The following is a 23,499-nucleotide window of genomic DNA, read 5'->3' as shown; positions in this document are numbered from 1 at the left end:
GGTAGATTTAACTTAATCTTGACGATAGGTTTTCAAGAAATTGGCAAGACGACCGATTGCTTCTTCAATTTGATGTGCATAAGGCAAAGTGACGACACGGAAGTGATCCGGCTTATGCCAGTTAAAGCCAGTACCCTGTACTAGCAATACTTTTTCTTGTTGTAACAAATCGTAAATAAATTTTTGGTCATCTTTAATGCCATACATTTCGGTATCAATTTTCGGGAACATATACAATGCCCCTTTCGCTTTCACACAGCTAATGCCTGGAATTTGCACTAATAAATCGTGCATTTTGTTACGTTGCTCTAATAAACGACCGCCCGGTAATACAAATTCATTAATGCTTTGATAACCACCCAATGCAGTTTGAATAGCGTGTTGCATCGGTGTATTCGCACATAAACGCATTGAAGCAAGCATATCCAAACCTTCAATAAAACCTTTAGCTTGGTTTTTCGGACCACTTAGTACCATCCAGCCTTGACGGAAACCCGCTACACGGTAAGCCTTTGATAAGCCGTTATAAGTAACAGTTAATAAGTCTGGTGCAAGTGCCGCAATGTGGTGATGCACCGCACCATCATAAATAATTTTTTCATAGATTTCGTCTGCAAAAATAATCAGATTATGCTGACGAGCAAGCTCTGCAATTTCAAGTAAAATCTGACGGCTATATACCGCACCCGTCGGATTATTTGGGTTAATTACCAAAATCCCTTTTGTACGAGGTGTGATTTTCGATTTAATATCTTCAATATCCGGAAACCACTCATTTTCCTCATCACATAAATAATGTACCGCTTTACCGCCAGCCAAGGTTGAGGCAGCTGTCCATAACGGATAATCAGGCATTGGAATTAAAATTTCATCGCCATCGTTCAATAAGGCTTGCATCGACATCGTAATCAGCTCGGAAACGCCATTACCGATGTAAACGTCATTCACGTCCATTCCACGCATACCTTTAGATTGATAATATTGCACAATCGCCTTACGGGCTGAATATAATCCTTTTGAATCGCAATAACCTTGTGCTTTCGGCAAGTTACGGATAACATCTACTAAAATTTCATCCGGTGCCTCAAACCCAAATGGAGCAGGGTTACCGATATTTAATTTTAAAATTTTATGCCCTTCTTCTTCTAAACGGAGAGCTTCTTTATGAATTGGTCCACGAATATCGTAACGAACCTGTGCTAATTTATCTGATTTGGGAAAAAGTTCCATTGCTGACTTCCTATATAATTAATCTGCTATTTCCTCATATCATTGTTTAAAAAATCGATATTTTGGAATGAATTTGCAAACATTACTCTAATTTGAGAGGAAAAAAAAGAGGAAATGCGTTAAAATGATGACCTTTTTTTAAATCAGCTAAAAACAAGCGGTATAATTTTTTTATTTTTTTGCAAATGTCTATTTTTAATCAATTAAAACAAGAACTTATAAAAAATTATTCAAGAGTGGAAAAGGAGGAAGGTTTAATAACCATTCAAGCCTCTGTACCGCTATTTGAAGCAGATTTACCGCTGCTTAATTGGTTAAAAGCACAAAATCAGCACTATCCACACTTTTTTCTGCAATATCGTGATAAAGATGAAACGATAGCAACAGTGGGGGCAATTCGTCAATTTCATACCCTTGAAACTGCACAAACCTTTATTCAACAGCATAAGTTGCCATTAATTGGTGGATTACAATTTGAAGGCTGCACTCAGTTTATTTTGCCTCAATTTACATTGGTGAAAAATCAGCAAAATTTAACCGCTTATTTCTATTTTGATAGTGATAATTTGGAACAACAAGCGGTTGTTTTTGCACAATTTCTTGCAAATTTTGAACATATTGAAAAATTGAGCTTACCCGATAATCAGTTGCAATCCGTTGCAGCAACAAGCAGTTTTGAGCAATGGCAAAGCAATATCAACAAAGCAACTTCTGCGATACAACAAGGTGAATTTCAAAAAGTGGTGTTAGCAAATGCCATCAGACTGCATTTTGAAAACCCAATTTGCGGCTATGACTTGATTGCACAAAGTCGCCAAATCAACAAAGGTTGCTACCATTTTCTCTGGGCTGAAAGTGAAGAGATTGCTTTCATTGGCTCAACCCCAGAGCGTTTATATCAACGCAAAGGGAAGTTGTTTTTTACCGAAGCTCTAGCCGGTACGGCAGCAGTTACACCAAGTGAAACCCAAACAGAATTAAATGCACAGTGGTTATTAAGCGACCCCAAAAATATCCACGAAAACCAATTAGTGGTTGATGATATTGAAAGCAACCTTGCAGATTGTGTTGCCGAATTTGAAGTGTCTGAGGCAAAAATTAAACGGCTACATAATGTTCAGCACTTACGTCGCCAAATTCAAGCTACGTTAAAACAGGGTGTTTTTGATAGCGATTGTTTAAGCCGTATCCACCCAACTGCAGCGGTGGCAGGGCTTCCTCGTCCGAAAGCAAAACAATTTATTACTGAAAACGAACCTTTTACCCGCCATTGGTATGCAGGCACTTTAGGGGTAATGAGTAAAGATGAAGCAGAATTTTGCGTAACGCTCCGCTCTGCGTTAATTTCACAAAATTCAATTACGCTTTATGCAGGAGCAGGCATTGTAGAAGCCTCTGATCCACAATCGGAATGGCAGGAAATCAGACGGAAATCACAAGGTATAGCGAAATTGCTGAAGATAGATTTAGTTTCTACAGAAATTTAAACAATAAAAGAGGCTTAGTGCCTCTTTCTTCTCTATTTAGCAAAATTTCGCTCTGCCAAATACTCTTCCAAGCCTTTTTCACGTAACAGGCAGCTAGGGCAAGTGTGGCAGCCCCCTTCCACGCCTAAATAACAAGTGTGGGTATGCTCACGAATATAGTCAAACGCCCCTAATTTATCGGCTAATGCCCAAGTTTCTTTTTTGGTGAGATACATCAATGGTGTACGAATGTTGAAGTTGTAATCCATTGCTAAATTGAGTGTTACATTCATTGATTTCACAAACACATCTCGGCAGTCCGGGTAACCGCTGAAATCGGTTTCACACACACCTGTGAAAATAGTTTGGATGCCCTGCCCTTTGGCATAAATTGCCGTATAAAGCAGAAAAAGGGCATTACGCCCATCAACAAAGGTATTTGGTGTGTTGCCATTTTGTTGAATATCTGCATTTTTATCCATTAAAGCATTGGTTGTAATAGCTTTAATCACAGAAGTATCAATGAGTGTTTGTTTCACGCCTAAATCTTTTGCGATCCATTCAGCCTTTTCGAGTTCAATGGAATGGCGTTGCCCATATTGGAAAGTAACCACTTCCACATTTTCTCTACCAAATTCAGCAATCGCTTGGAATAAACAGGTTGTAGAGTCTTGACCGCCTGAAAAAATCACAACGGCTTTTGGGGTTTGAATTGTCATTTTATATCCTTAGTTTTTTTGCGTGGGGGGTTTTCGAACCACGAAATAGTCAATACAAGCGGTTACAAAAAGCATCGCTTTTTGAACGTTGGCTTTGCCAACGGCAGCGAAGCTGTGAACAATCCTTACAGGGATTGTGAATAATTTTTGCTTATATTTTACGAAAGGCGGCATTTTACAGAGAAATCAATGAAAAGGCTATTCAAATAGAGGTTACATCACAATAAATCAAAGAATCTGCTTTCTCTTATACCCAAAATTAACTAGAATTAGGGTAATTTTATTGTAAGGAATTAGAAAATGCTCACGCCTAAAAATTTAGAAGCTATTGCTCAACAATTACACAACGCATTACCTCAAAGTCTAAAAAATGTAGGTAACGATCTAGATGAAAAATTCAAACAAATTCTACAAGCTCAGCTTGCTCGTCTTGACGTAGTAACTCGTGAAGAGTTTGATGTTCAATCGCAAGTTTTACTTCGCACGCGCGAGAAATTAAATGAATTAGAAAAGCGTCTTGATGAATTAACTAAAGATGCTCAGCCTTAAACCGATTTAAATTTGTAAATTCGTAAAAGGAAATAAAAATGCAGAAAATCAATCCTGTTCAAACCTTTGCTTGGAATGCTTTAACTCAGCATAAAGCAGATAACCTCTCTATTCCTCAACTTTTCGCCGAAGATGCCAGCCGTTTTGATAAATACTCCCTCCGTTTTGAAAATGAATTGCTGGTCGATTTTTCTAAAAATGCGATTAATGACAAAACCTTAACCCTTCTTCGCCAATTAGCAAATGAATGTGGTCTGGATTCAGCTAAAAAGGCAATGTTCTCAGGTCAAAAAATTAACCGTACCGAAAATCGTGCCGTTTTACACGTGGCATTGCGTAACCGTTCTAATACGCCAATTGCTGTTGATGGTAAAGATGTAATGCCGGAAGTGAACGCTGTATTAGCTAAGATGAAAGTGTTCTCTGAACGTGTGATTTCAGGTGAATGGAAAGGCTATACAGGCAAAGCGATTACCGATGTGATTAATATCGGTATTGGTGGCTCAGACTTAGGACCTTATATGGTAACGGAAGCCTTACGCCCTTATAAAAACCACCTAAATATGCACTTTGTGTCAAATGTTGACGGTACTCATATTGCAGAAGTATTACGCAAAGTAAACCCTGAAACAACATTGGTTCTAGTGGCTTCAAAAACCTTCACAACTCAAGAAACAATGACAAATGCCCTTTCTGCCCGTAAGTGGTTATTAGATTCAGCGAAAGATGAAGCAGCAGTGGCAAAACATTTCGTGGCACTTTCAACTAATGCGAAAGAAGTCGCAAAATTTGGTATCGATACTGAAAATATGTTTGAATTTTGGGATTGGGTAGGTGGTCGCTATTCACTTTGGTCTGCAATCGGCTTATCTATCGCCCTTTCTCTTGGCTTTGAAAACTTTGAGCAGTTATTAGCAGGTGCTCACGCAATGGATCAGCACTTCTTATTAGCCCCAATTGAACAAAATATTCCAACCACATTAGCCTTAGTTGGTATTTGGAATAATAACTTCTTAGGAGCAGAATCTGAAGCAATTTTACCTTACGACCAATATATGCACCGCTTTGCGGCTTATTTCCAACAAGGCAATATGGAATCAAACGGTAAATTTGTGGGACGTGACGGCAAACCGGTTACTCATCAAACAGGTCCTATTATTTGGGGTGAACCGGGAACAAACGGTCAGCACGCTTTCTACCAATTAATTCACCAAGGCACTAAATTAATTCCTTGTGATTTTATTGCACCCGCTCAAACGCATAATCCGTTAAGCGATCATCACAACAAATTACTTTCTAACTTCTTTGCTCAAACTGAAGCACTCGCATTTGGTAAATCCAAAGAAGTAGTAGAAAAAGAGTTCTTGGACGCAGGCAAAACGCTTGAAGAAGTCGCTGAAATTGTGCCGTTTAAAGTGTTCACCGGTAATAAACCGACTAACTCTATCTTAGTACAAAAAATCACACCGTATAGCTTAGGGGCATTGATTGCGATGTACGAACACAAAATTTTCGTACAAGGCGTGATCTTCAATATCTACAGCTTCGACCAATGGGGCGTAGAGCTTGGCAAACAACTCGCTAACCGCATTTTGCCTGAGCTAGAAAATAATGAAGAAATTACCAGCCACGACAGCTCAACGAATGGATTAATCAATCAATTCAAGGCTTGGAGATAGGAATACAAGCGGTTAAATTTTCATAAAATTTTGCAAATTAGCTATCTATGAACTAAAAGCGGACAACTATGTTGTCCGCTTTATTATTCGTTCGTTGATATTCGCTTATTAGACCTTCTCAACTTCAAGACGCTCAAAGGCTAATACTTTGCTTTCTAATTTTCTGAGCATTACAGTCATAATGCCGGTAATCACAAGGTAAATCACACCAGCCATACCGTAAATGGTGAGGGCGTCATATTCCGTGCCGTACAGCTGACGAGCGTAGCCCATAATATCCATAATGGTAATGGTGGAAGCAAGGGATGTGCCCTTGAACACCAAAATAATTTCATTGCTGTAGGACGGCAATGCTCGGCGTAACGCATAAGGAATTAAAATCTGCAAGGTTTGCAAACGGCTTAACCCCAATGCAGCACAGGTTTCCCACTGTCCTTTTGGAATCGCTTTTACCGCACCGTGGAACAGCAAGGTGGAGTAAGCAGCACTGTTTAACGCTAAGGCTAACATTGCACAGAACCACGCATTAGAAAGCAATCCCCAAATCGGGCTTTGGGTAATCCAATCAAATTGCCCCGGGCCTGCATAGATCAGGAAAAATTGCACTAAAAGCGGTGTCCCAGTGAAGAGGGTTAAAAAGCCTTTAATCGCCCATTTAACCGGTCGATTTTCCATTGAGAGTAGGAATGTCATCGCAACGGCTAACACGAAACCGACCACTAAGGCTACGGCGGTTAATACTAGGCTGGTTGGAATACCTTGGGCGATAACCGATAAATATTCTTGCCACATATTATCGTCCTCCTCGCTCAAAACGGGTTACTCGTAATTCCAAACGGCGGATAATCACTTGGCTGATTAGCGTAATTGCCAAATAAATTAAGGCGGCAAAGCCATACCAAGTGAACGGCTCGTGCGTTCGAGTGTTGATGAGCTCGGTTTGACGCATTAAGTCGTGAACCCCAATTAAGGAAACCAACGCTGTATCTTTTAGCAACACAAGCCATTGGTTGCTTAACCCTGGTAATGCGTGTCGCCAAACTTGCGGCATTACAATTCGCAGAAAAGTATGCCTACGGTTTAGCCCAAGGGCAGCGGCTGATTCCCATTGTCCAATCGGAATAGCTTGAATCGCTCCACGCAAAGATTGCGAGGCGTAAGAGGCAAAAATCAACGAAAGTGCCATCACCCCACAGCCAAAGGGCCCAAGTTCAATAAATTCGCCCGTAATCAGCTCTAACACTTCAGGTGTGCCGAAGTAAATCAGGAAAACCACCAAAATTTCAGGCAAGCCACGCAGCAATGTCAAGAAAACTGTTGTCGGCTTTCTCACCATTGCCCATTTACTCATTTCCAGCGTGACGAAGCCGATGGATAAAATCAGCCCTAATAATAACGAACAAACCGCTAACCCTAAGGTCATTAGGGTTGCGGTGTAAATTAAAGGAAGATAATCAACAAACATTAGATTATTTCGTCATCCATTTATCGTAGATTTTTTGGTATTCGCCGTTTGCTTTAATCGCTTTAATACCTTTGTTTAAGCTCTCAACTAATTCTGTCTTAGATTTGTTTACCGCAATACCTAAACCGTTGTTGAAGTATTTTTTATCAGTCACTTTTTCGCCAACAAAACCTAATTCCGGATTTTTATTGAACATATCACGCAGTACGTCAGTGTCGCCGAAAATGATGTCGATACGACCGTTTTTCAAATCTAAAATCGCATCTTGTAAGCTTGGGTAAGAAGAAGCCGAATATTGCTTGCCTTCATTAGCGATATATTGCTGATAAGTTGTACCGTTTTGCACACCCACTTTTTTCGCTGTTTCAGGAGTGATGCCTTTGTCTTTTACTGCAATGAAGCTTGCTGAACTTTCGTAGTACGCATCGGTAAATGCGACTTGTTTTGCACGAGCTTCGGTAATGTCGATAGCAGAAATCGCCGCATCAAAACCGCCACGACCTTTGATTAAACTTGGAATTAATGAATCGAACGATTGTGATTTGAACGAGCAGTTCGCTTGGATCTCTTTACAGATCGCATTTGCGATGTCCACATCAAACCCGATGATTTCACCTTTTTCATTGGTTAATTCAAATGGCGGATAGCTTGGCTCCATTGCAAAAGTAATATTTTGTGCATTTGCCGCTGCTGAGCCGGCAATTAACACAGCTAAAAGTAATTTTTTCATAGTGATATCCTCAATGTTAATCAGAGTGTGAAAGATAATTTGAAAATTCAGCGGTTTTCGGTTGCTCGAAGCAGCTTGCATCGCCAAATTCAATAATTTTGCCTTTTTCCATATAAACGACTTTTGTCGCCACTTTACGAGCCACGCCCACTTCGTGAGTAACGATCACTTGCGTAATCCCAGTTTGCTGTAATTCCTTAATAATATCAACTACTTGGGCTGTAATTTCAGGGTCAAGAGCCGCTGTTGGTTCATCAAACAGTAACACTTGCGGCTGCATAATTAACGCTCGGGCAATCGCGACACGCTGCTGTTGACCACCTGAAAGTTGAAGCGGAAAACGGTCTGCAAATTCGCTTAAACGCAAACGTTCTAAATGCCCTTTCGCACGGGAAATCGCCTCTTCTTTGCTAAGTCCAAGCACTTTCATTGGGGCCTCAATCAAGTTTTGCATTACGCTCAAATGGTTCCAAAGATGATACTGTTGGAACACCATTCCGACTTCACGGCGTAATAGAGCAATCTCTTTGCTATTGGTTTTTGCGGTTAAATCAAATTTGTGATTTGCAATTGCCAAGGTTCCGGACTGCGGTACTTCCATTAAATTTAGGGTACGAATTAAGGTACTTTTGCCTGCCCCACTTGGGCCGAGCAACACTACCGTATCGCCTTTTTCAATCTCTAAATTAATGTCAAATAAGGCTTGGCTTGAGCCATAAAAGAAATTGACATTTTGAATACGAATTGCCATTCGTGAAAATCCTACTACATTTTAAATTCACAGTTAAAATAATGAATGAATAGTAATTATTTTTGCATAAATATGCAATCAATTTTTTACCCGATTGCCATTTTTTGCTAAAAAATGACCGCTTGTATCCTTTCAAAATATGCAAGCGGTGCATTTTCTTCAATATTTTGCAATTTATAGGCTATAATTTGCCACAATCGTTTTTAAATACTGATTGCTTATGCTCAAATCACTGTTTTCTCTCTTTTTCAGCCTACTACTTATTCAAACCTCGCAGGCAAATCTTTTTTCCTCTAAGCCCAAATTTCTGCCGGCAGCGGAAGCCTTTGTATTTGCGGCTGAGAAACAAGAGAACCAACTGTTGCTGAACTGGCAAATTGCCGAGGGCTACTATCTCTACAAAAAAGAAATTCACCTCACGTCACAAAATGTAGAAATCAGCGAGCCGAAACTTCCACCCGCTGAGCAATACAATGATGAATTTTTTGGGCAGGTGGAGATTTTCCGAAATGAGCTTCAAGTGGCTGCGGCATTTACTTCTGCTTCGCCCAATGCAAAAGTGGAGGTCAGCTATCAAGGCTGCACCAAGGGGTTTTGCTATCCGCCGGAACGGATTGAAATTGAGCTAGATAAAATCCCAAATGCTACGCAAGCGGTCAAAAATCGTGAAGATTTTGCAAAATCGGAACAAAACACTCTCGCTGAAAACTTAGCCCAAAATCGCTTTTCGATTTTCTGGTTTTTCGTGCTGGGCTTAGGCTTAGCTTTCACCCCTTGCGTATTGCCAATGCTGCCACTGCTCTCGGCAATTGTAATCGGTAACAAAAACCGTCCGTCCACCGCCAAAGCGTTCTTGCTTAGCCTCGTTTACGTGCAAGGAATGGCTTTAACTTACACCCTGCTTGGCTTAATTGTGGCGGCGATTGGCTTACCATTCCAAGTGGCACTACAAAGCCCTCCGGTGCTGATTGGGTTAGCGATTGTGTTCGCCCTGCTTGCTTGCTCAATGTTCGGCTTGTTTGAAATCAAACTGCCAAATAGTTGGCAGCAAAAACTGAATGCGATGAGCCAAAAACAGCAAGGCGGTGCATTTGGCAGCGTGTTTGTGATGGGAATGATCGCAGGGCTGGTTGCCTCGCCTTGCACATCTGCTCCGCTTTCGGGGGCGTTGCTTTATGTGGCTCAAAGTGGCGATCTGTTTACTGGTGGCTTGGCTCTCTACTTGCTGGCGTCAGGAATGGGCATCCCGCTGGTGCTGATTACGTTATTCGGCAATAAAATTCTGCCGAAATCGGGCGATTGGTTGCTGAAAGTAAAAACGGTTTTTGGCTTTGTAATGCTTGCCCTACCCGTGTTTTTATTAAGCCGAGTGTTGCCGACAGCTTACGAGCCGTTTTTGTGGTCGGCACTTGCCATCGCATTTTTGATTTGGTTATTAGAGGCAATTCCATCTCGCTCTATAATGCAAAAAATCATCAAAATCTTTTTACTCATTGCATTAGCCTTTTCCGCTAAACCTTGGACAGATTTGGTTTGGAACGGCTCCCAAATTGAAAAACAAAATACTCAACATTTACAATTAGAGAAAATTCATTCACTTGCAGATTTAGAGAAAAAATTGACCGCTTCCAAAGGTAAAAAAGTAATGTTAGACCTCTACGCCGACTGGTGCGTTGCCTGCAAAGAGTTTGAAAAGTACACTTTTACCGATAGCAAGGTTCAGCAAAAATTCAGTGAAATGGTGGTGCTACAAATTGACCTCACCAAAAATTCTGCTGAGAACAGCGAATTTATGAAATATTTCAACGTGTTAGGCTTACCGACTATTCTGTTTTTCGATGAAAACGGCAAGGAGTTGAGCCAATCCCGTGTAACCGGTTTTTTGCCGGCGGACAAATTTTTGCAATGGCTAAATCAATTATAAAAAGGTAAAAAATGAACCAAGAAAACCACAAAATTGAAGATATTATTCGCATTTTTGATGAATGCTTTTCAGGTGAATATAACACACGCTTAGAGCGTGGCGGCGCTTATCCCATCTATCTGCCGGCATTTTTAGATGAAGACGGCGTACCAAGCGAACGTCCATACAATGTAATTTTGTTCGCTCACGACTACTACAGCAGTGCGTTGCACGAAGTCGCCCACTGGCTGGTGGCAGGTGAAGCTCGCCGTAAATTAGAAGATTTTGGTTATTGGTATGAGCCGGACGGTCGTTCCGCCGAACGCCAACGTGAATTTGAGAGTGCGGAAGTCAAGCCGCAGGCAATAGAATGGGTGCTTGCCACCGCCGCCGGCTTCCGCTATTTTGCAAGTAGCGATAATCTCTCCGGCAACCCGGGCGATAATTCTGCTTTCAAACAAGCAGTGTTTGAGCAGGTGAAAATTTACGCCGAACGAGGCTATCTCCCCAAACGTGCCGAAACTCTGCGTAAAGCCCTCTGTACATTCTACGGCACCCCCGATGTGATTGATTTAAAACAGTTCAATATTGAGAGAATTTAGCAGCAAAAATTGGAAATAAAATGACCGCTTGTAAACATTTACAAGCGGTCTGTTTTTGCTGGGAATTTGAAAATCTCTCTGCTCTGCCTAGACAGCAGCCGTGACCACGATTTCCACTTTCCAGTTTGGATTAGCGAGTTTGGCTTCTACAGCCGCTCTTGGTGGAGCGTTATTTTTGGCAACCCATTCGTCCCACGCTCGGTTCATTTCGGCGTAGTCTGCCATTTCACGCAGATAGACAGTTGCCATTAAAATTTTGCTTTTGTCTGTATTCGCCTTTGCCAGCCATTTGTCAATTTCTGACAACACTTGCTGGGTTTGAGTGTAGGCATCGGCGGTGTCGTCAAGAGGCACTTGCCCAGCTAAATACGCCACGCCATTGTGCACCGCCACTTCTGAAAAACGGCTACCGACTTCAAAACGTTGGATCATATTGTTCCTCTAGCTTTTTACACATTGTCCTTTATAGGCTTTATGCCCTTTGATTTCTTGCTTGATTTCCATTTTTTGATTAGAGAAATCCGTTACGGTCAATTCAATGATTTTATTATTTTCATCATTAGACAGGGAGCTAAATAAATTCTCTTCAAATTGTTGTAAAGCAGGATCACGCTGCAATTCAGCCCATATCTCAGCACGATGAGTGCGTTGTAATGACTGTGTGACTGCACGATAAACAATTTTATTATTCTGTAAATCCCAACGTCCATTTTGTTGTATAGTATAAATAAAAATCGGTTTTTGGAGCGGGTAATTAATTGTGCCTTGATTGATAATATTACCGTTTTCTGCAAACTTAAAATTATCTACCGTGCTAATATTAAAATCGTCATAATTAATCGTGCATTTCCAGTTGCCGATTAATTGGCTGGAATTAGAAATGCTTGATGAGCAACCTGCTAATGCAAATGCGGCTAAACCTAAAAAAATTAACTTTTTCATATTTTCTTAAAAAATAAAGCGGTAAAAAATGGTATTTTTTGACCACTTGTACGTGATATAAATATTATTCTACTTTAACAATCCAGCCTGCCGGTGCTTCCACGTCACCAAATTGAATTCCGGTGAGTTCAGCGTATAAACGGCGAGTGATTGGTCCTACTTCCGTTTCAGAATGGAAAACGTGGAACTTATCTTTGTGTTGAATACCGCCAACAGGGGTGATCACCGCTGCAGTACCACAGGCTCCGGCTTCTGCGAACTGGTCGAGTTGGTCGATATACACATCGCCTTCAATCGCTTCCATACCTAAACGTTCTTTGGCAATATGGAGCAATGAGTATTTGGTAATACTTGGTAAAATCGATTCTGAAATTGGCGTGATAAATTTGTTATCTTTAGTGATACCAAAGAAGTTTGCCGCCCCTACTTCTTCAATCTTGGTGTGGGTTTTCGGGTCTAAATAAATCGCATCGGCAAATTTACGGGTTGCCGAGCTTTCTTCCACGGCTAATTCGTGTGGTAATAAACTCGCTGCGTAGTTTCCGCCCACTTTTACGCCGCCTGTTCCCATTGGAGCCGCACGGTCATATTCAGTGGTGATAAAGTTAGACGGAGCTAATCCACCTTTGAAATAAGCTCCTACCGGGCAGCAGAATACCGAGAAAATAAATTCCGGTGCAGCTCTCACCCCAATGTTTTCCCCCACGCCGATTAAAAACGGACGTAAGTAAAGGGTCGCACCTGAACCGTAAGGGCCTAACCAATCTTGGTTTGCTTTCACTACTTCTTTACAAGCACGAATAAACAACTCAGTCGGCACTCGTGGCATTAATAGGCGATCTGCCGTACGTTGCATACGCTCGGCATTTTGATCAGGGCGGAATAGGTTAATTGAGCCATCTTTACAACGATAGGCTTTTAAGCCTTCAAAACATTGTTGCCCATAATGTAAAGCGGTTGAACCCTCGTGAATATGCAGAGTGTTATCGGTGGTAAGCTCACCCTCGTTCCATTGCCCGTTTTTCCAGTGAGCGATAAAACGGAAATCGGTTTTGATATAAGAAAAGCCTAAATTTGCCCAATCTAAATCTTTTAATGCCATTGTTGTGTCCTTTTATTTTTATGTTGCGAAATAATTGCCACATTCTAAAACAAAATAGCTGACTAGGTAAGAATTTTCCGTGAAATAGATAGAAAAAATTAAGGCTCTTAATTAACTTAAGAGCCTTAACGATTAACTTTAAAGAATTATGCTGCGTGTTTTTCTGCAGTTTCTTTCAACAACGCTTGAAGCTCGCCTTTTTGGAACATTTCTAACACGATGTCGCAGCCGCCAACTAATTCGCCCTCGACCCATAATTGTGGGAAAGTCGGCCAGTTTGCGAATTTTGGTAATTCAGCACGAATGTCCGGATTAGCTAAAATATCCACATAGCCGAAAGGCACTTGGCAGTTAATTACTGCTTCCACCGCACGAGCAGAGAAACCGCAAGATGGGAATTTTGGCGAACCTTTCATATAAAGTAGAATCGGGTTTTCGCTGATTTGTTGTTTGATTTTGTCGATAGTTTCCATTTATGTTTAACCTCAATTTTAGAATAGTTGAGTAATTGTATCAGAATTACATTTTTACCGAAATAACTTTAAAAGCTAATATCACGTCGCCCGGCAAATGAATGGGAAAGCGTCGTACCATCTACCATTTCAAGCGAACCCCCAACAGGCACTCCGTGTGCAATTCTAGTTGCTTTTACGTTGTACATCTTACACATTTCAGCAATATAGTTTGCCGTCGCATCGCCCTCAATGGTTGGATTAGTGGCTAAAATCACTTCGTGGAATGATTCATTTTCCAAACGCTGTTGGAGTAAATCCAGCCCAATTTCACGAGGCCCAATGCCATCAATCGGGGAAAGATGCCCCATCAACACAAAATAACGCCCTGAAAATTGCCCAGTTTGCTCAATCGCCTGAATATCTTCCGGCATTTCCACCACACAAAGCTGCCCGCTCATCTGACGGCGAGGATTTTTACAAATCGTGCATTCCTCTTCCTCAGTAAAAGTGCGGCAAGATTGACAATGCCCGATATGGCTCATCGCCTCGCTTAACGCCTTGGCTAAGCCCACACCGCCGGAACGATTACGCTGGAGCAGATGATACGCCATTCGCTGTGCTGACTTCGGGCCCACGCCCGGCAACGCCCGTAAGGCTTCCATCAAATTTTCAAGTAAAGGACTGGTTTGCATACTCAATTAGAATGGGAATTTCATACCCGGTGGTAATTGCATACCTGCTGTTACACTCGCCATTTTTTCTTTTTGCATTTCTTCTGCACGGCGAACGGCATCGTTAAACGCTGCTGCAACTAAATCTTCCACCATCTCTTTATCATCTTCCATTAATGATGGGTCGATCTCAATACGGCGGCAGTTGTGTGCCCCATTAATGGTTATTTTCACCAAACCTGCTCCAGACTCGCCTGTTACTTCTAATTGTGCGATCTCTTCTTGCATTTTTTGCATACGCTCTTGCATTTGCTGAGCCTGTTTCATTAAGCCGCCTAAGCCACCTAAACCGCCTTTTCCAAACATAATTTTTCCTCTAAATTTAGCGATAAAATAAGCGGTTCATTTTACTGAACGCTTGTCTAATCTGCAAGCGGTTAATTTTTCCCAAAATTTTGCAAATTTGGTAAAATACCACTCATTTTTAACCGCTTGTATTCTCACTTTATGGCTTTAACCCGTTTACTGATTAATCATTTCCGCAATATCCAAAGTGCCGATTTGACATTTAGCCCCCATTTTAACTTTTTAGTCGGCTCAAACGGCAGCGGTAAAACCAGCCTGTTGGAAGCCATTTTTTATCTCGGGCACGGGCGTTCCTTTAAAAGCCATATCAGCAACCGCATCATTAATTATGATAGTGATGATTTTGTCTTACACGGCAAAATTGACGAAGCCCAACATAGTTGGTCGGTTGGCATTCAGAAATCTCGAAATGGCGACACTACCCTGAAAATCAATGGCGAAGATGGCAATAAAATTGCTGATCTCGCTCAGTTACTCCCAATGCAAGTGATTACGCCTGAGGGCTTAACGCTACTCAACGGCGGTCCGAGCTATCGCCGAGCCTTTTTGGATTGGGGCTTGTTCCACCAACATTCTGATTTCTACACCCATTGGACTAACCTACGCCGTTTATTAAAACAGCGAAATTCTGCCTTGCAACAAGCGCGTTCTTACCAAGAGCTAAAAGCGTGGGATATTGAACTGGTGAAAACCACCTATGCAGTGAGCCAAATGCGAGCGGAATATGCCGAAGCTCTCCGCCCTGAAATTGAGAAAACCTGTCAATTTTTCTTGCCTGAATTAGAAATCGGCTTAAGTTTTCATCAAGGTTGGGAAAAGGGAGCGGATTATGCCGAAATTCTGGCACAAGGCTTTGAGCGTGATAAAGCGATTGGTTACACAATGATTGGGGCACAAAAAGCGGATTTCCGTTTTAAAGCGAACGGACTGCCGGTAGAAGATGTACTTTCCCGCGGGCAACTCAAATTACTGATGTGTGCGTTACGCTTAGCACAAGGGGAACATTTAGTCGCCCAAAAACAACGCCAATGCCTGTTTTTGATTGACGATTTCGCCTCAGAGCTTGACCCAACCAAACGTGAACTTTTAGCCCACCGTTTAAGAGAAAACGGCTCGCAAGTGTTTGTTACGGCAATTACCCAAGATCAACTTAATCAAATGCAGTGGCAAGATAGGGCGGATGATCGCTTGTTTGAAGTGAAAAACGGTGATATTCAGCCACTTGCAAGCGGTTAATTTATGGCAAAAATTTGTAAAAATATTCTCTCATCTATTTGGTTCCTCCAAATCGTATTTTTAAAATAAATGGTATTGAAATATTAAATCAGGCGGATAAAAAATAAATTTTATATTTACTCTGCCTTAATTTACCCCATTGAATATATTATTCATAAATCTATTTTATTATTTATTTTTAAAAACACTTATTGAAAAATAATAATTAAAATAGCCTTATTTAAAAATAAATAAATTTATTCAAACGCTATTTTAATTACCCACCAATTAAGCATTTTAGGATCTCTCACAAACCAAGTCGCAATATGCAGATCTGCCAATAAGCTAAAACCCTTTCAAAACCACTGCTAACGCTTGCATTTAGGGGACTTTTGTGCAGGCAATTAGTGAGATTTTGTAAAAACTCCTGATTATTTTTTTGAATAGATATTGACGAAAAAAAACGATTTAAAATACATTTCTAATCTAGACCTATTTGAGAACTATATTTATGGAACCAATAAAACTGAAATCCCTATCAACACTATTATTTTGGATAAACATATTGATCTTGGCAATAGAATCTATTCTGTTAATAAATAAACTCCTTGTGAATTACACAACATCTATAGAATATCTTAAAGATATTGATTGTAAAACATTATCTTTACTTTTAATTTCACACTGTTTGCTAACAATTTCATTACATAAAAATGGGAGAATACAAACTAAATATAGATATATCCCCAAAAAGTATCTTCTGTATATTTTTTATCGTATTCTTGTTTGGATTATACAGCTACATTGACGCTCAAGAAACATTAATAACACAAGACAACCAAAACACCTATACTAACAAGACCAATTTATCTATTTTACTTAAAACCATATCAATAATCTTCCTTAACATCTCAATATTTTTCTTTGGAAATTTATTTAATTTAATTGGAAAGGAAAGAAAAAACAAACAGGAAACAAAATCTAAAGTCATAAACAAGAAAAGGAAAACTGAAACAAATGAAACTATTGAAATAACCTACAAATAACAAGATACCGCCCATATTCCCAAATGCACAAAACTTTTTTATTAAAATAAAGATTACCCATTAAAAATGGAGCCCATTATGAAAAAACTTATTACGATTGCACTACTTGCATTAGCCACAACAACTACCGCACACGCTAAAATTGGCGATACCTTTATCGACCCTGAATTTGGTAAGATTACGGTAAAAGGTCCTGCTTTCCCCAATGATGGTAAAACCCAATATGAAATCGTCAATAGCGAGCGAAAAGCAATTAAGACACCTGAATGGAATTTCGTTATGAAATCTGCTCGTACCTATACTCTTATTGAAATAGCATTAAATAAATTCTTAAAGCAAGAAAATAAATCTGAAAGCGATATCATTAAGATGACAAAAATCTTTATTGAAAATTTACAAACTTTAAAACCAATGCGTAAAACCATTTATTTAGATGGTTATAACCCTGAAATGCTTTTCCAATATGATTCCCAAATTAAAAACATTCAGCGAGCGTTTAAATATCAATTTTTAGATTACTTCTTAAAAATAGAAGGTAACCTGAATTTGACCAATTAAGAAATGAAATTAATTTTTCTACTCAAATTCTAAAAAACTTAAAACTATATGAAGAATAATAAAAGCGGGTTAAACCCGCTTTTATTATATTCCAACCTCAATACTCTTTTGATTTAATATATTTTCTGCAACTTGCTCTTTCGTTTGCTCATTTTTATTTTCTTGATTAAATGCGACCGCCTGATGTTCTTTTGCCACAAGATTATCTAATTGCGGATATTCCTCTTTAATATCTCCTAATGATTTCCCTTGTTTAGATAATTCATCTAAGGCAAACTGTTTTTCATCACTTGTTACAGGCTCTTTATTTTTCATTTTTTGTAAAATTACTTCCAAAGATGCAAAATTAGGTGTTAGTTGCTCGTTTTTCTCTTTAACAATTTCATTTTTCTTATAAACATTATTATATGCCCCATAAGCAGAATAACGCATAATTTCATCTTAACCGACATTTATCTTCTTGAATCGTGAGCCTGTTGTAGCAAAATACGGCTTTCTTTGAGGAACTGTTCGGAATAATCCCCAAACCAATGATGCACCTCTTCAAAAGCTTGAATAAAAGCCGCTTTATCATTACGTTTGAAGAAATCCAGACCTTGTTCAAAGCTCTCTTTGAGTGATTCAATAATGTCTATATTTTCCGGTTTATCAGCAATAATATCTGCGTATAGGCTACCGTCTTGGGCAAATAAACGCCCGATCATCGCTAATTCTAATCGGTAAATTGGAGAGGATAACGCCAATAATTGCGACAATTGTATAGGCTGACGGGAAAGGTGTAGCCCGAATACAAAAGTTGAAAAGTGGCGTAACGCTTGAATATACGTCATTGCGTGGTCGTGTTCTGCTGCTTCAATCTGTTCGATTTTCGCTCCCCAAATTTTCATTTGTTCAATCAACCATTCATAACGCTCAGGGTAACGCCCATTACAGCAAGCAATAACTTGTTTTGCTTGACTCGCAATATCCGGTCCGAACATTGGGTGTAAGCCAACTACCGCTCCATTATGCACTTCCAGCATTTTTTGCAGTGGTTGATGTTTAACCGAGGTTAAATCTGCCAAAATCATATTTTCAGTTAAGTAGGGCTTTAAACGCTCGATGGTTTCTAAGGTATTGGCAATCGGCACACACACAATGACTACATCTGCATTCGCTAAAATGTGATTGGCATTTCCCCAATCATCACGCCCTAATGCTTCAACATTATAGCCGGATAAGGTTAAATAATTACCGAATAATCCCCCTAATTTCCCTTTACCGCCAACAATCACGATTTTTTGAATGTTAGAATTGACTCTTTTGAAGCCGTGCTTGTTTTCATTGGCATAAGATTCACGCATTACACGGCGTAGCACATCTTCAATCAAATCGGCAGGAATTCCTTGTTTTTCTGCTTCTTCTCGGCGGGCAGCAATCATCACAGTTTCTCGATCAGGAGCATACACAGGAATACCGTGTTCTGATTTCACTTTCCCGACTTCTGCCACAAGTGCCAAACGCTGAGACAGCAATTTAATAAGTTGTTGATCGACTTGGTCAATTTGTTCGCGTAACGGAGCTAATGGGTTCATATTTCTTACCAACGTAAAAACAAGCGGTCATTTTTGGATAATTTTTTGCAAATGATTAATCACGCAATTTTTCTACAAAATTCGTTAAGAGATCTTCTGTCGTTTGCCAGTCAATGCAAGCATCAGTAATGGAAACACCGTATTTCATCTCGCTAAACGGTAATTCTGATGACTGATTGCCCGCGTGTAAATTACTTTCAATCATTAAACCGATAATCGACGTATTACCTGCCAATAGTTGCTCCAGTACATTCTCTGCCACAATCGGCTGGCGACGGTAGTCTTTATTTGAATTGCCGTGGCTACAATCGATCATAATTGCCGTAGGTAAGTTTGCCTGTTTTAGTACCCATTCGCAGTCATCAACGTATTGTTTTTCATAATTTGGCGTTTTGCCACCACGTAAAATAATATGTCCGTCCGCATTGCCTTTTGTTTTGAGTAGAGTTACCTGCCCTTTTTGGTTAATACCGATAAAACGATGACTTTGGGCGGAAGATTGCATTGCATTCAGAGCAACCGCTAAACCACCGTCCGTACCGTTTTTAAAGCCAACCGCCATTGATAAACCTGAAGCTAATTCACGGTGGGTTTGCGATTCTGTCGTTCTTGCACCAATCGCAGACCAACTGAATAAATCGGCAAGATATTGTGGCGTCATTGGATCTAAAGCTTCCGTTGCAAGCGGTAAACCGAGTTCTGCTAAATCAAGGCAGAGTTTACGCCCAATACGCAGCCCTGTTTCAACATCAAAAGAGCCGTCTATTTTAGGGTCGTTAATTAAACCTTTCCAGCCTACTGTTGTGCGAGGTTTTTCAAAATAAACACGCATTACGATGTAGAGCTTATCACTTACTTGGTCTGAAAGTGCCTTAAGTTTTTTGCCGTATTCAATGGCGGCGATTGGATCGTGAATAGAACAAGGTCCAATCACAATTAATTGGCGTTTATCACGTCTGTGGATAATATCAGAGATCTCTTTGCGTGAACGTTCAATTTGTTTGCGTAAATGTTCCGGCAAAGGAAACTCTTGTTTCAATTCTTGTGGGGTAAGTAATACCTTTTCATCTTGAATATTAACGTTATGGACGCTATCTTGATTAAATACAGTGTTCATTTTTATTTCCTTATGTAAATTTTAAATTACACACACTTTACAGTTTTATTTTTAAAGTTTCAACTATTTTTTGCTTAACCGCATCAACACTGATTTTTTCCATCCAATTATTACCTTTGGCTTTAGTCGCCCAAGCCATTTCTTGCCAAGATTTACCGTAGGATTGCAAAATCGCTTCATCATACACAGACACTACTTTATCTAAATCTTGATAAGGTCCTGTTCTTCTTGGGTTATGAATGGCATATAAGCCGATAACAGGCGTATTCTGTGTAGTAGCAATATGAGCAGGTCCTGAGTCTGAAGAAATCACTAAATCTGCTTGACGAATTACGCCTGCCAATTGTTTTAGTGTGGTTTTACCCGCAATATTCGTACAATTCGGTGTAAATTGCTGAATTTTATCTGCTGTTTCCATTTCATATTGAGAAGGAGAACCTGCAATTAATACATTGATGTTTTGCTCAATCAGCCAATTCGCAATTTCCGCATATCTTTCCGGCAGCCAATCTTTCTCTTTTTTACTTGAACAAGGGGCAATCAGCACATTTTTTCGATTGAAATCAATGAATTGCTTGCTATAAGCTAAATCTTCATCGCTCACAGGCAAATACCAGTTTGCCGATAAATCTGTTACACCAATCGCTTTAGCAAACATCATTTGCCCATCAAGAACGTGAGGAGAATTTGTCATTTCGACTTTTTGATTGGTAAATAACCATTGCATTTCTCTTGCTCTATCTTTATTAAAGCCGATTTTTTTATTGGCTTTAATGCCAAGCGAAAGCATTGACGCTCGAAATGCAGTTTGCAAATTAAGTAAAAAATCAAACCGCTTGTGAGAAAGTTTTCTCCACATTGTAAATATTTCTTTCCATCCTAATTTTTTATCAAACGGAATTAAGTGCACATTAGGAATATCTTTCATTAAAGCAGCTTCAGTTTTACCGATAATCCAAGTAATTTCAGCAGAAGGATAATGCCGCTGAATAGCTTGCACAACGGCTAAAGTATGGCACACATCGCCAATCGCCGAGAGGCGTAAAATACAAATCGAGAGTGGTTTATTTGGAATCATAATTTATCAGGTTAAACATTGAGTAGGCTTATATTAAGACATAAAAAAAGCCACATAAAGTATTTTATGTGGCTTTTGGTTTTAATCGGCTAGATTATTCAACTCTTAAGATACGGCAAGTGTTTGTTCCACCTGCTTTTAATTCATCACCGTGCGTTAAAAGCACTAATTCACCGGTTAATAAATAACCTTGCTCTTTTAATAAAGAGATTGCTTTTTTCGCTCCGTCCATTGTACGGCTGTCTTCATTGTAATATACAGGGGTTACACCACGATATAATGCACAAAGATTTAATGCTTTTTGATTGCGAGACATTGCATAAATTGGTAAGCCTGAGCTGATACGGCTGGTTAATTTTGCTGTTTCGCCTGAGTGCGTTAATGAAATAATTGCAGATACACCTTCTAAGTGGTTCGCCGTGTACATTGCAGACATTGCAACCGCTTCTTCAATTGATTTAAATGTACCTTCCATACGGTGGCGAGAGATGTTGATGCTTGGCATTGTTTCTGCACCTAAGCACACTTCCGCCATTGATCTTACTGTTTCAACCGGGTAATCACCATTTGCTGTTTCGCCTGAAAGCATTACCGCATCAGTACCGTCTAACACCGCATTCGCAACGTCCATTACCTCTGCACGGGTAGGCATTGGTTTTTTGATCATAGATTCCATCATCTGCGTTGCGGTGATTACCACACGGTTTAATTTACGGGCACGACGGATTAAACGTTTTTGTACGCCAACTAATGCCGCATCACCAATTTCAACGCCTAAATCGCCACGAGCAACCATCACAACATCTGCACCTAAAATAATGTCGTCCATTGCTTCTTCTGTAGCAACAGTTTCTGCACGCTCGACTTTTGCCACGATTTTCGCATCTAAACCTGCTTCTTTCGCTAATTGACGAGCATATTCTAAATCCGCACTTGATTGTGGGAATGAAACCGCTAGGTAATCTACACCAATTTTTGCCGCTAATTTGATATCTTCTTTATCTTTTTCAGTTAATGCAGGAGCTGATAAACCACCACCTAATTTGTTAATCCCTTTATTATTTGATAAAGGACCACCAACGGTTACTTCAGTATGAACTTTAACACCTTCAACCTCTAATACTTTCAGTTGTACGTTACCATCATCTAATAACAGAATATCGCCCGGTACTACATCATTTGGTAGATTTTTATAGTCTAAACCTACTGCATATTGATGACCTTCGCCACGCGGTAAATCTGCATCTAAGGTAAATTTGTCACCAATGTTTAAGAAAATTTTGCCATCTTTAAAAGTCGAAACACGAATTTTAGGACCTTGTAGATCACCTAAAATAGCAACGTGACGACCTAATCTTGAGGCAATTTCACGCACCTTGTTCGCACGCTCAATATGATCTTCAGGAATACCGTGAGAGAAGTTCATACGAACCATATTCGCACCTGCGGCAATAATTTTTTCTAACGTATTGCCACGGTCGGTTGCAGGTCCCATTGTACAAACGATCTTGGTTCTTCTGAGTTTTCTAGACATTATTTGACTCCGTAATAAATTTAAAAATATAAGTTAAAATCTTTCTAAGCACTTGATTATGCATTAAACGGGGGTCATTATACGCCTAAATCACAAGAGTTTAAATACAACTAAAGGAGAATGTTATGAATATTTGGATTATGCGACACGGAGAAGCAGGTTTTAATGCCCCAAACGATGCCGCTCGTAGTTTAACCGACAATGGTATAAAAAACGTCATCTCACAAGGCAAATGGCTTGGAGAATATTTAAACAACAAGCAAATTAAACTAGACAAAATTCTGGTTAGCCCTTACCTCCGTGCTAAGCAAACCCTTGAAACTCTCATTACAGGTATGCAAGCGGTCAATTTTTCACAAAGTTTTGCAAGTCTTACTGAAGAATGGGAAGAAATTACGCCTGATGGTAATCCTTATGTGGTTGAAGACTATCTCCATTTTCTAAGAGAAGAAGGGGCAAAAAATATTCTACTGATTTCTCATTTGCCTCTAGTGTTTGATTTAAGCCAACGTTTAACCAGTAATCAAAGCAATGTGCAATTCCCAACTTCCACCATTGCTGAAATTCATTGGGTTGGAAATAAGGGGGAAGTTACCGAAATAAAACACACCTAGCCCTATTTTTTATATTGTCAATAAAAATATTTTCACTATTTTTGCAAATTGTCTAATTTATAGACTTCCAAAATGATTAAAAAGTGCGTATCATACGCCCCCTAAATCAGTAAAACTGATAACTAAATGATTA

Annotated in this window: 25 protein-coding genes and 1 riboswitch; of the genes, 8 read left to right on the top strand and 17 right to left on the bottom strand. The window is 39.7% G+C overall.

Translation table 11 applies throughout. The features are described from left to right. Nucleotides 1-12: 12 nt before the first annotated feature. Nucleotides 13-1,230 (bottom strand): pyridoxal phosphate-dependent aminotransferase, encoded by a 1,218-nt coding sequence (locus ICJ55_RS05305; RefSeq protein ID WP_188157630.1) that lies wholly within the window; start codon nucleotides 1,228-1,230, stop codon nucleotides 13-15. A gap of 185 nt (nucleotides 1,231-1,415) precedes the next feature. Here ICJ55_RS05305 and ICJ55_RS05300 point away from each other — a divergent pair, with 185 nt between their 5' ends. Further along, a complete protein-coding gene (locus ICJ55_RS05300; protein ID WP_188157629.1) occupies nucleotides 1,416-2,717 on the top strand; it encodes an isochorismate synthase in 1,302 nt (433 codons plus the stop codon). A gap of 32 nt (nucleotides 2,718-2,749) precedes the next feature. Here ICJ55_RS05300 and queC read toward each other — a convergent pair whose 3' ends face one another. Further along, on the bottom strand, nucleotides 2,750-3,415 hold the full coding sequence (gene queC / locus ICJ55_RS05295; protein ID WP_188157628.1) for a 7-cyano-7-deazaguanine synthase QueC: 666 nt from the start codon (nucleotides 3,413-3,415) through the stop codon (nucleotides 2,750-2,752). Between the two features lie 3 nt (nucleotides 3,416-3,418). Then, nucleotides 3,419-3,463: riboswitch (PreQ1 riboswitch) on the bottom strand. A gap of 252 nt (nucleotides 3,464-3,715) precedes the next feature. On the opposite strand from queC, the gene ubiK reads away from it, so the two are divergent. Continuing rightward, complete coding sequence (gene ubiK / locus ICJ55_RS05290) at nucleotides 3,716-3,964, top strand: ubiquinone biosynthesis accessory factor UbiK (RefSeq protein WP_188157627.1); 249 nt, start codon at nucleotides 3,716-3,718, stop codon at nucleotides 3,962-3,964. A gap of 38 nt (nucleotides 3,965-4,002) precedes the next feature. Beyond that, nucleotides 4,003-5,643 carry a glucose-6-phosphate isomerase gene (gene pgi, locus ICJ55_RS05285; protein ID WP_188157626.1) on the top strand — a complete coding sequence of 547 codons (1,641 nt, stop codon included), beginning with the start codon at nucleotides 4,003-4,005 and terminating at the stop codon, nucleotides 5,641-5,643. 108 nt (nucleotides 5,644-5,751) lie between these two features. Here pgi and artM read toward each other — a convergent pair whose 3' ends face one another. From artM to artP, 4 genes are read right to left on the bottom strand one after another with little or no spacing between them, the layout of a single operon-like run. After that, nucleotides 5,752-6,435, bottom strand: coding sequence for an arginine ABC transporter permease ArtM (gene artM, locus ICJ55_RS05280; RefSeq protein WP_188157625.1), 684 nt, complete (start codon nucleotides 6,433-6,435; stop codon nucleotides 5,752-5,754). A gap of 1 nt (nucleotide 6,436) precedes the next feature. Next, nucleotides 6,437-7,108, bottom strand: coding sequence for an arginine ABC transporter permease ArtQ (gene artQ, locus ICJ55_RS05275; RefSeq protein WP_188157624.1), 672 nt, complete (start codon nucleotides 7,106-7,108; stop codon nucleotides 6,437-6,439). 4 nt (nucleotides 7,109-7,112) lie between these two features. After that, the gene (locus ICJ55_RS05270; protein WP_188157623.1) at nucleotides 7,113-7,838 is read right to left on the bottom strand and encodes a transporter substrate-binding domain-containing protein; all 726 of its coding nucleotides are present in this window, start codon (nucleotides 7,836-7,838) and stop codon (nucleotides 7,113-7,115) included. A 16-nt stretch (nucleotides 7,839-7,854) separates the two neighbouring features. After that, nucleotides 7,855-8,589, bottom strand: coding sequence for an arginine ABC transporter ATP-binding protein ArtP (artP, locus tag ICJ55_RS05265; RefSeq protein ID WP_188157622.1), 735 nt, complete (start codon nucleotides 8,587-8,589; stop codon nucleotides 7,855-7,857). Nucleotides 8,590-8,809: 220 nt separating this feature from the next. On the opposite strand from artP, the gene ICJ55_RS05260 reads away from it, so the two are divergent. Continuing rightward, nucleotides 8,810-10,513: a protein-disulfide reductase DsbD gene (locus ICJ55_RS05260; RefSeq protein WP_188157621.1), complete on the top strand. Its 1,704-nt coding sequence runs from the start codon at nucleotides 8,810-8,812 to the stop codon at nucleotides 10,511-10,513. 11 nt (nucleotides 10,514-10,524) lie between these two features. Further along, nucleotides 10,525-11,094 (top strand): elongation factor P hydroxylase, encoded by a 570-nt coding sequence (locus tag ICJ55_RS05255; protein WP_188157620.1) that lies wholly within the window; start codon nucleotides 10,525-10,527, stop codon nucleotides 11,092-11,094. A gap of 87 nt (nucleotides 11,095-11,181) precedes the next feature. Here ICJ55_RS05255 and ICJ55_RS05250 read toward each other — a convergent pair whose 3' ends face one another. From ICJ55_RS05250 to ICJ55_RS05225, 6 genes are all read right to left on the bottom strand, one after another. Next, entirely contained in the window at nucleotides 11,182-11,526 is a 345-nt protein-coding gene (locus ICJ55_RS05250; RefSeq protein ID WP_188157619.1) for a RidA family protein, read from the bottom strand. 9 nt (nucleotides 11,527-11,535) lie between these two features. Next, entirely contained in the window at nucleotides 11,536-12,036 is a 501-nt protein-coding gene (locus ICJ55_RS05245; protein WP_188157618.1) for a membrane lipoprotein lipid attachment site-containing protein, read from the bottom strand. A 64-nt stretch (nucleotides 12,037-12,100) separates the two neighbouring features. Beyond that, entirely contained in the window at nucleotides 12,101-13,138 is a 1,038-nt protein-coding gene (locus ICJ55_RS05240; RefSeq protein WP_188157617.1) for a branched-chain amino acid aminotransferase, read from the bottom strand. Nucleotides 13,139-13,284: 146 nt separating this feature from the next. Continuing rightward, on the bottom strand, nucleotides 13,285-13,611 hold the full coding sequence (gene grxD / locus ICJ55_RS05235; protein WP_188157616.1) for a Grx4 family monothiol glutaredoxin: 327 nt from the start codon (nucleotides 13,609-13,611) through the stop codon (nucleotides 13,285-13,287). Between the two features lie 68 nt (nucleotides 13,612-13,679). Beyond that, the gene (gene recR / locus ICJ55_RS05230; RefSeq protein ID WP_188157615.1) at nucleotides 13,680-14,285 is read right to left on the bottom strand and encodes a recombination mediator RecR; all 606 of its coding nucleotides are present in this window, start codon (nucleotides 14,283-14,285) and stop codon (nucleotides 13,680-13,682) included. Nucleotides 14,286-14,291: 6 nt separating this feature from the next. Then, a complete protein-coding gene (locus ICJ55_RS05225; protein WP_025236489.1) occupies nucleotides 14,292-14,630 on the bottom strand; it encodes a YbaB/EbfC family nucleoid-associated protein in 339 nt (112 codons plus the stop codon). A gap of 141 nt (nucleotides 14,631-14,771) precedes the next feature. Here ICJ55_RS05225 and recF point away from each other — a divergent pair, with 141 nt between their 5' ends. After that, nucleotides 14,772-15,866: a DNA replication/repair protein RecF gene (recF, locus tag ICJ55_RS05220; RefSeq protein ID WP_188157614.1), complete on the top strand. Its 1,095-nt coding sequence runs from the start codon at nucleotides 14,772-14,774 to the stop codon at nucleotides 15,864-15,866. Between the two features lie 1,103 nt (nucleotides 15,867-16,969). After that, entirely contained in the window at nucleotides 16,970-17,449 is a 480-nt protein-coding gene (locus ICJ55_RS05215) for a hypothetical protein (RefSeq protein ID WP_188157613.1), read from the top strand. Between the two features lie 84 nt (nucleotides 17,450-17,533). On the opposite strand, the gene ICJ55_RS05210 is transcribed toward ICJ55_RS05215, so the two are convergent. The 5 genes from ICJ55_RS05210 to pyk form a co-directional block, all read right to left on the bottom strand. Further along, nucleotides 17,534-17,881 carry a hypothetical protein gene (locus ICJ55_RS05210; RefSeq protein WP_188157612.1) on the bottom strand — a complete coding sequence of 116 codons (348 nt, stop codon included), beginning with the start codon at nucleotides 17,879-17,881 and terminating at the stop codon, nucleotides 17,534-17,536. 20 nt (nucleotides 17,882-17,901) lie between these two features. Beyond that, nucleotides 17,902-19,023: a bifunctional chorismate mutase/prephenate dehydrogenase gene (gene tyrA / locus ICJ55_RS05205; protein WP_188157611.1), complete on the bottom strand. Its 1,122-nt coding sequence runs from the start codon at nucleotides 19,021-19,023 to the stop codon at nucleotides 17,902-17,904. Nucleotides 19,024-19,078: 55 nt separating this feature from the next. Further along, on the bottom strand, nucleotides 19,079-20,140 hold the full coding sequence (locus ICJ55_RS05200) for a 3-deoxy-7-phosphoheptulonate synthase (RefSeq protein ID WP_188157610.1): 1,062 nt from the start codon (nucleotides 20,138-20,140) through the stop codon (nucleotides 19,079-19,081). A gap of 37 nt (nucleotides 20,141-20,177) precedes the next feature. Beyond that, nucleotides 20,178-21,218 (bottom strand): glycosyltransferase family 9 protein, encoded by a 1,041-nt coding sequence (locus tag ICJ55_RS05195; protein ID WP_425168888.1) that lies wholly within the window; start codon nucleotides 21,216-21,218, stop codon nucleotides 20,178-20,180. Between the two features lie 94 nt (nucleotides 21,219-21,312). Then, nucleotides 21,313-22,752, bottom strand: a complete 1,440-nt coding sequence (gene pyk, locus ICJ55_RS05190) for a pyruvate kinase (protein ID WP_188157609.1) — start codon at nucleotides 22,750-22,752, stop codon at nucleotides 21,313-21,315. 125 nt (nucleotides 22,753-22,877) lie between these two features. On the opposite strand from pyk, the gene sixA reads away from it, so the two are divergent. Beyond that, a complete protein-coding gene (gene sixA, locus ICJ55_RS05185; RefSeq protein ID WP_188157608.1) occupies nucleotides 22,878-23,366 on the top strand; it encodes a phosphohistidine phosphatase SixA in 489 nt (162 codons plus the stop codon). Nucleotides 23,367-23,499: the final 133 nt, after the last annotated feature.

Origin of the sequence: Mannheimia bovis, assembly GCF_014541205.1 — a bacterium.
GTDB lineage: Bacteria > Pseudomonadota > Gammaproteobacteria > Enterobacterales > Pasteurellaceae > Mannheimia > Mannheimia bovis.
This window is presented reverse-complemented; position numbering and strand designations above follow the sequence as displayed.